This is a genomic window from Mixta theicola (assembly GCF_002895925.1).
Lineage (GTDB): Bacteria > Pseudomonadota > Gammaproteobacteria > Enterobacterales > Enterobacteriaceae > Mixta > Mixta theicola.
In genome coordinates this window covers 43635-56815 of record NZ_NWUO01000006.1, presented here as the reverse complement: position 1 = coordinate 56815, position 13181 = coordinate 43635, and the positions used below count along the sequence as shown (strand labels likewise).

General features: G+C 55.4%; 13 protein-coding genes and 1 riboswitch. Of the genes, 7 read left to right on the top strand and 6 right to left on the bottom strand.

All coding sequences use genetic code 11. The annotated features are described in order from the left end of the window. Positions 1-26 precede the first annotated feature (26 nt). Together crcB and COO59_RS09615 are read right to left on the bottom strand one after the other, a co-directional pair. Positions 27-404, bottom strand: a complete 378-nt coding sequence (gene crcB / locus COO59_RS09625) for a fluoride efflux transporter CrcB (protein WP_103059586.1) — start codon at positions 402-404, stop codon at positions 27-29. A 101-nt stretch (positions 405-505) separates the two neighbouring features. Further along, positions 506-580, bottom strand: a riboswitch (Fluoride riboswitch). A gap of 146 nt (positions 581-726) precedes the next feature. Next, a complete protein-coding gene (locus COO59_RS09615) occupies positions 727-909 on the bottom strand; it encodes a hypothetical protein (RefSeq protein ID WP_103059584.1) in 183 nt (60 codons plus the stop codon). A gap of 399 nt (positions 910-1308) precedes the next feature. Here COO59_RS09615 and COO59_RS09610 point away from each other — a divergent pair, with 399 nt between their 5' ends. Beyond that, positions 1309-1473: a con-10 family general stress protein gene (locus COO59_RS09610; RefSeq protein WP_103059583.1), complete on the top strand. Its 165-nt coding sequence runs from the start codon at positions 1309-1311 to the stop codon at positions 1471-1473. Between the two features lie 320 nt (positions 1474-1793). Beyond that, entirely contained in the window at positions 1794-2270 is a 477-nt protein-coding gene (locus COO59_RS09605) for a YciE/YciF ferroxidase family protein (protein WP_103059582.1), read from the top strand. Positions 2271-2322: 52 nt separating this feature from the next. Here COO59_RS09605 and COO59_RS09600 read toward each other — a convergent pair whose 3' ends face one another. Next, positions 2323-3714: a hypothetical protein gene (locus tag COO59_RS09600; RefSeq protein ID WP_103059581.1), complete on the bottom strand. Its 1392-nt coding sequence runs from the start codon at positions 3712-3714 to the stop codon at positions 2323-2325. Continuing rightward, on the bottom strand, positions 3707-4630 hold the full coding sequence (locus COO59_RS09595) for an alpha/beta fold hydrolase (RefSeq protein ID WP_103059580.1): 924 nt from the start codon (positions 4628-4630) through the stop codon (positions 3707-3709). The genes COO59_RS09600 and COO59_RS09595 overlap by 8 nt, the downstream gene beginning before the upstream one ends. Positions 4631-5306: 676 nt before the next feature. Here COO59_RS09595 and COO59_RS09590 point away from each other — a divergent pair. The 4 genes from COO59_RS09590 (at position 5307) to mqo (ending at position 8557) form a co-directional block, all read left to right on the top strand. Beyond that, complete coding sequence (locus tag COO59_RS09590; protein ID WP_103059579.1) at positions 5307-5549, top strand: DUF1158 family protein; 243 nt, start codon at positions 5307-5309, stop codon at positions 5547-5549. Between the two features lie 210 nt (positions 5550-5759). Further along, positions 5760-6155: a YgiW/YdeI family stress tolerance OB fold protein gene (locus tag COO59_RS09585; protein ID WP_103059578.1), complete on the top strand. Its 396-nt coding sequence runs from the start codon at positions 5760-5762 to the stop codon at positions 6153-6155. Between the two features lie 36 nt (positions 6156-6191). Then, entirely contained in the window at positions 6192-6587 is a 396-nt protein-coding gene (locus COO59_RS09580) for a YgiW/YdeI family stress tolerance OB fold protein (protein ID WP_103059577.1), read from the top strand. A gap of 350 nt (positions 6588-6937) precedes the next feature. Beyond that, complete coding sequence (mqo, locus tag COO59_RS09575) at positions 6938-8557, top strand: malate dehydrogenase (quinone) (RefSeq protein ID WP_103059576.1); 1620 nt, start codon at positions 6938-6940, stop codon at positions 8555-8557. A 135-nt stretch (positions 8558-8692) separates the two neighbouring features. Here the strand turns inward: mqo and COO59_RS09570 are convergent, their stop codons facing one another. Beyond that, the gene (locus tag COO59_RS09570) at positions 8693-9994 is read right to left on the bottom strand and encodes an SLC13 family permease (protein ID WP_205960861.1); all 1302 of its coding nucleotides are present in this window, start codon (positions 9992-9994) and stop codon (positions 8693-8695) included. Positions 9995-10143: 149 nt separating this feature from the next. Between COO59_RS09570 and COO59_RS09565 the strand changes: the two genes are divergently transcribed. Next, positions 10144-12534 (top strand): phosphoketolase family protein, encoded by a 2391-nt coding sequence (locus COO59_RS09565; RefSeq protein ID WP_103059575.1) that lies wholly within the window; start codon positions 10144-10146, stop codon positions 12532-12534. 39 nt (positions 12535-12573) lie between these two features. On the opposite strand, the gene COO59_RS09560 is transcribed toward COO59_RS09565, so the two are convergent. Continuing rightward, entirely contained in the window at positions 12574-13155 is a 582-nt protein-coding gene (locus COO59_RS09560) for a LysE family translocator (RefSeq protein ID WP_103059574.1), read from the bottom strand. Positions 13156-13181 lie beyond the last annotated feature (26 nt).

Genomic DNA, 13181 nt, shown 5'->3' with positions numbered 1-13181 from the left:
CGCCCGGTTTAACTGTAGAAGGTTATTTAGCCCAGCAGGGTGACCAGGGCAAAACCGGCAAAGGTCATCAGCAGCGAGCCCATGACATGAACCAACACCTGGCCCATTGCCCAGAAGTATTTGCCGCTTTGCATCAGCAGCATGACTTCTACAGAGAAGGTGGAAAAGGTGGTCAGCCCGCCGCACAGCCCGGTGACAACCAGCAGTTTCCATTCTGACGATAAATGCGGATTCTTGATAAACCAGGCCGTCGCCATACCGATGATCAGCCCGCCCAGCAGGTTAACCAGCAGCGTGCCCGGCGGCAGGTTGGGAAATAGCGCGTTAAAGCGCAGCGAGATTAGCCAGCGCAGCGTACAGCCTGCGGCGCCCCCCAGCATAACTGCCAGCATAGATTTCAACATTGCCGTTAAGACCCGTTAACCCTTTTAATTTAATAAGATATGACGCAGCAAGGAGGCAGAGCGAGATCCTGACATACGTCACACCTTTCCCGGAAGGAAGTGTCGTGTCAGGCGTCATCAGCTCTCAGAAGAAGAGTAGCGGTTGGGTAAGGTGGTACGCCATCACCTCAGGCGCGTATTTTAGCCGCGGCCTGAGCGGCATAGCAATCAAAAACGCCGCAGCTTTTCTGCATCCGGCCATCATGACGCGCCTTCTGCCGTTCCTGAGCCACGGAATTTTATCAGGCAGGCCGCGCGCGATGGCCGTCGCCGGTAAATCAGCTTAGCGTAGGCGAGAGGAGGCGTTCACCGGCTCGAAGGCGTGGCAGTGCCGCCGCAGCCACTGTGCAGAGCGGGAAATCGCGCCGCCGTTACGGAACAGCAGCCACGCCACTTTACCTTTCTTTAACACGATAAAAGACCCCAGCTGGGGAAGTTCACGGGATCGTAACCATCTGGAGTTCATCAGTTCTCTCCTCCGTAGTGAATTAACTTATTAACTAAGTAAAGACCAAATAAAATAAAACGGCCTCGGTTTTTTAACTGATCAGACCTGAAGCCAACCCGCTACGGGTTTGGCCCAGGAAACATCCTTATTTCCCGCTAAAAACTATTCTTTCGTCTCTCTGTAATAACAAGCGAAGCGTCTGATATATATCTGGCTTTATTCATAAAATATAACATTTTCATTTATCCGTTACGTAACGCGTACTTATGCAATATTAACCACCATAAGCAAATCTTTTAGCTGCGGCTGACTTGCAATATCACCCTCAGCCGCTAGATTTAAAAACGTTGGATGCGCATATATTTATTGCCCACTGATAAATATATGCATTCTTTAATACACACGAGGAGAAATAATATGACTCAGCATCGTGGTGGTTCAGGAAACTTTGCAGAAGATCGTGAGAAAGCCTCTGAAGCCGGTAAGAAAGGCGGCCAACACAGCGGCGGCAACTTTAAAAATGACCGCGAAAAAGCCTCTGAAGCAGGCAAAAAAGGCGGAAAGAATAGTCACCGCAGCTAGTTTCCATCAGATCATCACCTGTAAGAATTAGCAAAACCCGCAGCGCGCCTTTGCGTGCTGTGGGTAGCGTCGTTTAGCCCTGTGCCTCATCCCCTATTTTATTTATATTTCCCTTCGCTTATATAGAGCAAGCTTCTCCTTCTGCTATTTATTATTAACCCAGCCCATTACTTATTTAAAAACAGCCAGACTGGCAGCGACCGGAAGAATCCTGGTTCTCTATTTTGCCGTTGCAGTTGTTTATTTTTGACTATACTTGAGTGAAGAGGGTTCGCTACCCTGAGCTAATAAACTATTCCCCTTTGGTTATGGAGATAACGATGACTATTAAAACGCTGGAAGACCTGTTTATTCACGATCTGTCTGATGTTTATAGCGCTGAGAAGCAAATTAGCCGTGCCCTGCCGAAAATGGCGCGTGCCGCCAGCGATGAGAAACTTATTGAGGCGTTCAACACGCATCTGGAAGAAACCCAGGGCCAGATCGAGCGTCTCGACCAGCTGGTTGAAGCGACGCCTGAAGTGCGGATTAAGCGTATGAAATGCCATGCGCTGGAAGGGCTGGTAGAAGAAGCGCAGGAAATTATCGATTCCGTAGAAAAAGGCGTGGTGCGTGATGCCGGCCTGATCGGTGCGGCGCAGAAAGTCGAGCACTATGAAATCGCTACTTACGGCACGCTGCGTGCGCTGGCACAGAAGCTGGGCTATAAAGAAGCGGCTCGCCTGCTGGAAGAAACGCTGCAGGAAGAGAAAGCGACCGATGAAAAACTGACCATCATCGCTGAAAAAACCCAGTAATGCTGTAGCCAGCAGTCAGGTCATCCGGCCTGACTGCTCGCGCTTCCCCGCCTCAATTGTGCAGTAAACACTCCACCTGAAATTTATCCCCGTAACGCTGTACGCCCGCTAAAAATTTCTCTGTCGTTAACGGTTCGGGTGGCGGCAACAGCGGCGCTCTTTGCTGTAGCTCGCTGTCGAAACGCGCTAACGTAGCAAAATCACGCGGGAAACGTTCAGGATCGACGCCGACAAAGCTCCCTTCATCCGTGGCGTAATTCAGCAGCTGCTGCCAGCGCTCAACCGAAGCCAGACCAATACTTTCCGTGCCGTGAGAAAACAGCAGCATATCGATATTACGAAACGGCGGCTGACGATCGAGATAGCGCTGTAAAGAACTCGCGGATGGCTCGGTACAGAACGTCAGCCAGAAGGGGATCGCATACTGCTGCATGGTGGTCCAGGGATCCATCAGCAGAAAGCTATCCACCACCAGCCGCGACGCGATCACGCCTGCCGACAGATACCAGTCGCGATAAATCTCTGCAGTAACAAAGCTCAGCGCTTCCGGGTTCTCATAGCGCAGCTCTACCAGCTTCCAGTTCTGGCTGTTGGCCAGTTTTTTCAGCTCGGCCATCAGGTGCGCGTCAAATCCCCACTCGGCTTCCGGTACGGTAACATTCGGCGCCGGCGGCTCCCATTTTTCCCGCTCAATCCCATAGCGCGCCAGATATTCCCTCACCCGTGGTCCGCCGGAAAAATATTCCTGCTCCGTTGCGCCGCCCAGCGCGCCAAACTGATAAAACGAGCGATCGCTGGTGCGCGTGGCGGGCCACTGCTGCGTACAGTGATTGATAACCAGCGTGCCGCCCGGCGGCAGCGCGCTTAATAAAAATTCGTTGTATTCCAGCGGCAGTTTTCGATGTTTTAAACGGAAATAAGACATCTGCTCCAGCATCAACCGATCCTGATTCGGATCCTGCATTTGATGTACCGCCAGATGCGGCGAGGCCGCCAGCAACGCATCGGTTATCGGTTTGCCGTCCGCCATGCCTTTTTGCGCATCGTCCGGATCGTTATGCAGCGAGCGCACCGGACACAGAAAAGTTTGTGGCAGCCAGGGCACGCCCATCGCCGCCGCCAGATGCACCATCGCTCCGTTAGAGGAGCCGACGAACGCCGCCTGATACTGCTGCTGCGGATATTGATTAGCGACCCAGCGCGCGATGCCTTCAATATCCAGCTGCTGCGCCTGGCTCAGAGAAATACCTTCGGCCATGCCGCCAAGCGCGTAGCCCCATTCGCGTACGCGCTCCGGCAGCAGATTCAGCGCCGGCAAAACGCGATCCAGCGTCGGCGACTGGCTTGGGCTGCTGAAAGGTCGCTGATGCAGCGCGTTACTGAGCGCCATCACCATCGCGGCGGAGGAGTCAAAGCGGGCAATGCCCTTTGGAGGTTTACTCATGGTTTTCCTGTTCCTTCTGCACGCGAGCGATAAAAGGCCGAATCGCGCGGCTGTAGCTCCACGGATAAACGTAGTGCAGCGTATGGGTGCCCTGCGGAATGGTCATCAGCTCGCCGCGCGGCAGCAGCGCCACCATTTCTGCCGCCCAGCGGGCGGGCGAAACCACATCGTAAGAGCCGCGCACCACCAGCGTCGGGGCTTTGATATGCGGCAGACGCTGTTCAATGCGATCGCGCATCATGGCGCGCACGGTACCGATTGCTCGCCAGATACCGGCTTTGGCGTAATCGATACGGCTGAGCGCGGCGGGTGAGCGGTGCTTTTCCCGGCGGCCATTGCGCCAGTCTCGCCAAATCTGGCGCAGCAGCGTACGGTTATGACGATCGACGGTTGGCCCCTGCAGCACCAGACCGGCGACCGCTTCAGGATGCGCAACCGCCAGCGCGGCCAGTATCTGACAGCCCAGGGAATTGCCGACGAAAATAGCGCGCGGCAGCTGGTTTTGCTGCATCCACATCCACAGCGCCTCTGCCAGCCGATCGATATTCAGCACCGGCTGCGAGGCCGGAAGCGAACTGCCGCCAAAGCCCGGCAGGTCGGGCACAAGTACGCGATATTCCCAGCCTAACGCCAGCGCTAAATCCTCCATTGCCCGCCCGGACAGCACCAGGCCATGCAGCAGTACCACCGGCAGGCCGGGACGGGTTTCCGGCGTCACGCGGGTAAACATCCGCCACGGCCCGATCTGCTGGTAATAACCTGCCAGGCCCGCCTGATGGCTATGAATGCCCACCGGCGGCGTCTGCTGCCATTTGCGCCATTGCTTAACAAGCAGCGCCGTACCGGCCATTGCTGCGGCCGCACCGAGAAGAAGTGTGCGGTTATTCGGCCCGCGACTCCGGGTTGCTCTCTTCATCAGCTGCTCTCAGGTTAGGGGATACCCGCTAAGTTTAGGCGCTAAATAGCGCTTCGCCTTGTTTGCCGGGGCGCGGCATAAGAGCGGCTGATAAAAATGTGCGACGGTTATCAACAACGGGCATTTAAGAAAATTTCTGTAGATCTTTGTCAGGTTCAGGACGCCAGAAAGGAGAAGGTTACGGAAAAGGGCTTATCAGCAAGAGCAGGGTTATTAGCAGGTAAAGCAGAAGGGAGAAAAATGGGACGCTGTTAAGCGGGTTTGATAACCATCGGTCGTTCCCTGGCCGCGGTTATCGAGGGTTTCGGTGCGGCGCTGCCGTTAGTTCAGCGCGCCGGGCGGTACGTGCTTAAAGGTTTCAACATAAGCGCGAAACACATACCGGAAGAACTTTTTCATAACTGATGACCTGCTTAACTTCTGTTGAAAAAAACAACGAAAATTATAACGACAGCCGTTTTTTACAGCAACTTTTTTTTGAAGCAGGTCACAAAATTCACGGCGATTATGCAAAGCAAAACATCAACAAAAGCTAAACCAGACCAGATTTCCCAGGCTTTTCGCCGAAAAACCAGAACGCAAGCTATTGATTTAACAAAGACGAACGCTAAACGTTGAACCCATCAGCTGATTCACGGACAATAACCATCTCGTTTTCTTTGTCATCCTGAACCTCATGAAATCCACTTTTGAAAACTGGCTTGCGCCGATGAGCATCCTGCTGCTGGGCTTTTTATCTGCGCTGCTGCTGCCCGCGCCTTCCCCTGGCCCTCAGCTTACTGCCCGCCTGATGGCGCTGTTTCATTTCAGCGATCTTAATCAGCTGTATACCTTTGTGTTGTGCCTGTGGTTTCTGGTGCTGGGTACGATAGAATTTTTTGTGCTGCGTTTTCTCTGGCGTCGCTTTGGCCAGGTTTAACCCCTGCCGCGCTCCGTTTGCGGCGCTCTGCTCAGCCTTGCGCAACCGTATCGTCGCCACCGGTAACCTTTCCCGCCTCTTTTCCTAAAGTTGTGCAATATCAAGGCGGCCGTGCGCCGTTTTCTCCCGACTTCACCAGACTGTGCCAGGCTTATATTCTGCAAAGGCGTCTTTCGCCTGGCCCGAACGGACAGTTATTAAGGAGAATGTATGGCTAAAAAATTGACTATTGCAGCCCTTATCGCCCTTTTCACGCTGCCAGCCTTCGCCGACGATACCGGCGGCTACAAGAGCGGCGAAACGCCGCCGGCTAAACAGGACAGCGGCTATAAAGGAACCGAAGACACCGCTTCCGCGCCCATCAAGCTGGTAAAAACGATGCATGACGGCGCCTGGGTAACGGTTGAGGGCTATATCATTAAGCAAAAAGGCGACAATCGCTATCAGCTGCGCGATCAATCGCAGGACACCATCGACCTGGTTATTCCGAAAAAAGTTTGGGCTGGGGAAACCTATGGCGCCAAAGATCAGGTGCGGATGAATGGCCGCGTACGTCAGGATGGCGAACGTCACTGGATTGATGTGGAACAGCTGGGCGAACCCTAATGGCGCAGCGGTTACTGCCAACAGCAGGAGGAAGCGATGAATAAAATTCTGACGCTGTGCCTGGCCGCACTGTTTGCCGCACCGGCGCTGGCCGCCGATGGCGGCTTTAATCCGCACGGCAAAGCACCGCCGCCGGAAGATCAGAAAGATGGCTACCGCGCGGTAACCGATAACCAGCAGCTGACCGCGACCAGCCAGCTTGCGCAGCTTTCTACCGGCACCTGGGTAACCCTGCAGGGCAACATTATCCGGCAGACCGGTAAAAACAGTTGGCAGCTGCGCGATCGCTCAGGCACCGTCCAGTTACAAATTGACGATAACGTCTGGCAGGGACAGGAAGTGAAACCGGACGATTTAATTTCGGTTAATGGCACTTTACTCCGCCACGGCAAAAGCCTGCTGATCGACGTGAAAAAATTACATCTGCTTTAACTCCCCCGTTATTTTCCGTTCCCTTACCTAAAAAGTAAGGGAACGCTTACCTGCCATCCCTTTTCTCCAGCCGCCTGGTCAATTTTTAACATTTGACCATGCAAAAATGTGGGGTTAATCGCTTCAGCCTGGTTAAAACTAAAACAACTTTTAAAGTTTAAACAAAACATTCTATTTCATTGCGAGAATGTTATATTCCTTAGCACACTTATAACGTGCGGTTAACCTCCACTGTTTATGAGGTTATTACATTCGCTTTTTTAGTATGGAAAGAGAAATCCGCCACCAGAAGCTGAACTCTTTCACCTGCAAATATCTGTTGAGCGATCAACAGACGGAGATGTCGCCTCATGCGTAAAACAGCATCACTTCTGGCGCTGTGTATGAATGCTTTCGGCCTAAATAAGCATGCAGTAACAGAAGATAAAAAGGACGTCGATGTATTGCTCATCGGCGGGGGAATTATGAGCGCCACCCTGGGCGCTTACCTTCAGGAGCTGGAACCGGACTGGTCTATCGAAATGGTAGAGCGTCTGGATAAGGTCGCGGAAGAGAGCTCGAACGGCTGGAACAACGCCGGTACCGGCCACTCCGCGCTGGCGGAAATGAACTATACGCCAGAGAAAGAAGATGGTTCTCTCGACATCAGCAAAGCAGTCGATATTAACGAATCCTTCCAGATTTCTCGTCAGTTCTGGGCCTTTCAGGTACAGAAAGGCGTTCTGCACGACCCGCGCAGTTTTATCAATACCACCCCGCATATGAGCTTTGTCTGGGGCGACGATAACGTTAATTTCCTGCGTAAACGCTATGACGCGCTGCAGAAAAGCACGCTGTTCCGCGGCATGGAATATTCAGAAGACCACGCGCAGATTGCTAAATGGGTGCCGCTGCTCATGAAAGGCCGCGATCCGCAGCAGAAAGTGGCGGCTACGCGCAACAATATCGGTACTGACATCAACTTCGGCGAAATTACGCGTCAGCTGATAGCTTCGCTGGCGAAAAGCCCAAAATTCAACCTGCAGACCAGCCACGAAGTGCGTGATATTCAGCGTAACGACGACGGCAGCTGGAACGTTACCATCGCCGATCTGAAAAATAACGGCGCGGTGAAGGTGATTAAGGCGAAGTATGTCTTTATCGGCGCTGGCGGCGCGGCCCTGCCGCTGCTGCAGAAAACCGGCATTCCTGAAGCGAAAAACTACGCCGGTTTCCCGGTGGGCGGCTCCTTCCTGGTGACTGAAAATCAGGAAGTGGTGCAGCAGCATCTGGCGAAAGTGTATGGTAAAGCCTCGGTTGGCGCGCCGCCGATGTCCGTACCGCATCTGGATACCCGTATGCTGAATGGCAAACAGGTTCTGCTGTTTGGCCCGTTCGCGACCTTCTCGACCAAATTCCTGAAAACCGGCTCCCTGTGGGATATGTTCGGTTCCGTCACCACCAGCAACTTTATGCCGATGGTGCATGTCGGTCTGGATAACTTCAATCTGGTGAAATACCTGGTAGGCCAGCTGTTGCTGAGCGATGACGATCGCTACGCGGCGCTGAAAGAGTATTGTCCGAATGCGAAGAAAGAAGACTGGCACCTGATCCAGGCGGGTCAGCGCGTACAGATCATCAAGAAAGATGCAGAAAAAGGCGGCGTGCTGCGTCTGGGCACCGAAGTGGTCGCCTCTCAGGATGGCAGCGTTTCCGCCCTGCTGGGCGCATCGCCGGGCGCGTCTACCGCGGCACCGATTATGCTAAACCTGCTGCAGAAAATGTTTAAAGATAAAGTCGCTACGCCGAAATGGCAGGCGAAGCTGAAAGAGATTATCCCCTCCTGGGGCCAGAAGCTGAACGGCAATATCAGCGCAACCGAGCATGAGCTGGCAGAAACCAGCCGCGTTCTGCAACTTGATTACTTGCCGATGACGCCAGCCGCCGCTAACGACGAAGCGTCTCACGCCGCCGCAGCAGCAGGCAAATAAGCCTTAACGTTAAAGGTCAGCGCGAAGCGCGCGCCTGACGGCAACGCGTCAGCATCAGCGGGCGGCAGCAACGCCGCCCGTTTTTTTGTCCATCAGAATGATTCCACCTTGCCCGGCCCAGCGGCGACAGCAGCCTTATAAATAGCCCAGCAGCAGGAACCAGCCGTAATAAAGCGGTAGCAGCAAAATGATGCTTGCCAGCGCCACCAGCAGGCACAGCCTGAGTCCGTCCCGCGCCGACACTTTGCCCAGCCCCATCGCCAGCACAATCGGCGAAGCCTGATACGGCAGCAGCGGCGTCGCGTACGCCAGCACCTGCAGCATCACCACGCTGTCTAACGGGAAACCGGAGGCGGTGGCGAAACTCTGCGCCATCGGCGTAAACATCGCCGGAACGCCGTTAGCGGTTACCACAAAATTCAGCGCGCTGGTCAGGGCGCTCAGCGAGACAAAATTAACAAAGGGCGTGGCGGGATCGAGCGGCGTAATATGCAACAGCCCCTGGGCGATAATATTGCCGAGACCTGAATCGACCACTACCGCCGTCACGCCCAGAATAGCCGCGACATATAAACAGGTACGGAAATTAACCCCGCTGGCGAACGCCTCGCTGGAGATAAAGCCCACGCGCGGCAATAAACAGAAGCAGGCGGCGCACAGGCCGATCCAGGCGGGTGAAATGCCGTGCTGGCTGTCGGTCATCCACAGCATCAGCGTCAGCAGCAGCAGAATAATCAGCCGCCACTCTTCCCGGCTGAGCGCAGGCAACCGCGCGCCGTGCGCAACCGCATTGGGTCGCGCCGGAAACAGCCAGCAGATGCACAGCGTTAATAATACCCCTTTCAGCAGCCCAACCACCGGCGCCTGTAAAAACAGCCACGGCATATAGCCCAGGCGCAGGTGATAAGCGGTTTCCGCCGCCCCGCTCATCACCAGGTTCGGCACGTTAGCCGGCAAAATACTGGCGGAAAGCTGAAAGGTGCCAAATCCCACCGCCAGCGCCAGGCCAACCCAGCCGCGGCTGCCCTCTTTTATCCCGGACTGCTTAGCCAGCGCCCCGATCACCGGCATCAACAGCGCGATGCGGCCCATATTGGATGGCATAACAAACGCCAGCAGATAGCTGATGATGATCGTTCCGGCCACCATGCGCGGCCAGCTGGCGCTTAAGCGCGGCGCCAGCGCGTGCGCCAGCCGATCGGCCAGCCCCACTTTGCGGATCGCCACGCCCAGGATAAAGCCGCTGAGTACCAGCCAGAAGGCGGATGAGGCGAAGCCGCCAAATACGCTGGCCGCTGGCGCAATATGCAATATCATCGCGGCGGCGAAAAACAGCAGGGCGGTAATAAATTCCGGCAGGCGCGCGCTGGCCCACAGCAGGATGGTGACCGTGACCACCAGCGCGGTCAGCCACAGGTGAGAATCAGAGGTAAACACAGCATAGCTCCTTGCCAGCACGTCCAAAAAAGCCGGTTTTTTGGCTGATTAAGTTTTCTTCTATTAGGGTTAAAGAGTATTGAGTTTCATTTCATCCGGGTAAAGCGCCCCCTGCCCAAAATTGTGATTATCGTCACCGGAGGAACAGCATGACGAATGCACCAGATACCGCCGAAGAATTCAAACTGCTCGATCGCTACTGGCGCGCCGCTAACTATTTATCAGTGGGTCAGATCTATTTAATGAATAATCCCCTGCTGCGCGAGCCGCTACGGCCGGAACATATTAAACCGCGTCTGCTGGGCCATTGGGGCACCACGCCCGGCCTTAATTTTATCTATGCGCACCTTAACCGCATTATCCGCCAGCGCGACCTGGATATGATCTATATCTGCGGGCCGGGTCATGGCGGGCCGGGCATGGTGGCGAATACCTGGCTGGAAGGCAGCTACAGCGAGATTTATCCACAGATTAGCGAAGACGCCACCGGTATGCAGCGGCTGTTTAAACAGTTCTCCTTTCCCGGCGGCATTCCCAGCCACGCCGCACCGGAAACCCCAGGATCGATTAATGAAGGCGGCGAACTGGGCTATTCGCTGTCGCACGCCTTTGGCGCCGTCTTCGACTATCCCGACCTGATTGCCGCCTGCGTGATTGGCGACGGCGAAGCGGAAACCGGTCCGCTCTCTTCCAGCTGGCACGGCATTAAATTCCTTAACGCCGCCCGTGACGGCGCGGTGCTGCCGATCCTGCATCTCAACGGGTATAAGATCGCCAACCCAACGCTGACTGGACGCAGCAGCGATGAAGATTTGCATCAGCTGTTCAGCGGCTACGGCTATGAGCCGCTGTTCGTTTGCGGGCACGAGCCGGAGAAAATGCACCGGCAGATGGCCGAAGCGCTGGACAACGCCTTCGATAAAATCCGCGATTATCAGCGGCGCGCCCGCAACGGCGACACGCCGGAAACCATCCCGCGCTGGCCGATGATTATCCTGCGCAGCCCGAAAGGCTGGACCGGCCCGAAAACGGTAGATGGCAAAAAAGTCGAGGGTTTCTGGCGCGCGCATCAGGTGCCGGTCTCTTCCTGCCGTGAAAATGACGAGCATCGCCAAATCCTTGAGCAGTGGATGCGCAGCTATCAGCCGGACGATCTGTTTGATAAGCAGGGCAAGCTGAAGCCGGAGCTGCGCGCGCTGGCGCCGCAGGGCGAAAAGCGCATGGGCGCGTCGCCTTACGCCAACGGCGGACGGTTACGCCGCGAGCTGGATACGCCTGATATTTATGAGTTTGCCGTGGATGTCACCACGCCCGGTGAAAAGCAGGTGCAGTCCACCGAAGTGCTGGGACAATATTTGCGGGCTATTTTCCAGCGTAATCAAGATAACTTCCGCCTGTTTGGCCCGGACGAAACCGCTTCCAACCGTCTGAGCGACGTGTTTGACGTCACCAGCCGCACCTGGATGGAGGAGGTGAAGCCTTACGATGAGCAGCTGGCTCGCGATGGCCGGGTTATGGAGATCCTGAGCGAGCATCAGTGTCAGGGCTGGCTGGAAGGCTATCTGCTGACCGGACGTCACGGCCTGTTTAACTGCTATGAGGCCTTTATCCATATCATCGATTCGATGTTTAACCAGCATGCGAAATGGCTGAAGGTGACGCGTAAGCTGCCGTGGCGCGAGCCGGTTTCCTCGCTTAACTACCTGCTCTCTTCCCACGTCTGGCGGCAGGACCATAACGGCTACAGCCATCAGGATCCCGGCTTTATCGATCACGTCGCCAACAAAAAGGCCGACATTGTACGTATTTATCTGCCGCCCGATGCCAATACGCTGCTGTGGACCGGCGATCACTGTTTGAAAACCTGGGACCGCATTAACGTTATCGTGGCCGGTAAACAGCCGGAACCGCAGTGGCTGACGATGGATCAGGCCATTAAGCACTGTGAAGCGGGCTTGGGGATTTGGTCATGGGCAGGAACCGAACAGCCGGGCGACGAGCCGGATGTGGTGATGGCCTGCGCCGGCGATGTGCCAACGATGGAAACCCTGGCGGCCGTCGATCTGCTTAAAACCCATTTACCGGAACTGAAAGTGCGCGTGGTCAACGTGGTGGATCTGATGACGCTGCAAACCCAGGATCAGCACCCGCACGGTATGGAAGACGCCGAGTTTGATCGGATATTTACGGGCGATAAACCGGTGATATTCGCTTTTCACGGCTATCCCAACCTGATCCATCGGCTTACCTATCTGCGCAACAACCATCGGAATTTCCACGTGCGCGGCTTTATGGAGGAAGGCACCACCACCACGCCGTTTGATATGACGGTCATGAATGAGCTGGACCGCTATCACCTGGCGCAGGGAGCGATACAGCGCATCCCGGCGCTGGCGGGCAAAGCGGACGCCATCCTCGACGAACTGGCAGAGAAGATCGCCGAACATCATCGCTACGTGCGTGAGTATGGCGAGGATTTGCCAGAGGTGCGCAACTGGAAGTGGCCATCGCAGCAGGGCAGCAGCGACGCGCCGGAATAACTCCCCTGGCGGCCTCCTGCGCGAGGCCGTTTTACCTTCTTAGCGCCACACCTCATACAGCATCCACAGCGCCGTCAGCGCCAGCGAACCGGCCATCACGCTATTAAACAGGCGACGCTTCCACTCTACCGTCAGCAAAACGCGCAGGCGCTCCCCAAGAAAGGCCCAGAGTAAAATGCAGGGCAGATTCAACAGCGCATAGCCTGTCAGCACGGTGACCAGGCCATTATCGGCGATATAGAGCAGCGCCACATTGCTGACCATCAGCCAGGCCTTTGGGTTAACCGCCTGAAACAGCGCGCCGCCCAACGTGGTCATCGGCCGCGCTTTAGCCTGTAGCGTCGGCGCCGCCGATCGCCAAATTTTCCACGACAACCACAGCATCCAGCCGCAGCCCAGCAGCGTTAGCGGCTTGCGGATCGCCTCCATCCAGCCCAGCAGCAGATCGAGCGCCATGGCCAACAGCAGCAGCTGCACCAGACAACCCAGTATAAAGCCGCCGACCATTGGCAACGTGCGGCGCAAACCAAAGTTCACGCCGGAGGTCGCCAGCAAGAGATTGTTAGGCCCAGGCGTTATCGACATAACGGTGACATAGCTGAAAAAAGAGGGATCGATCATGACAAGCTCCAGCTTAAGAACAGAAG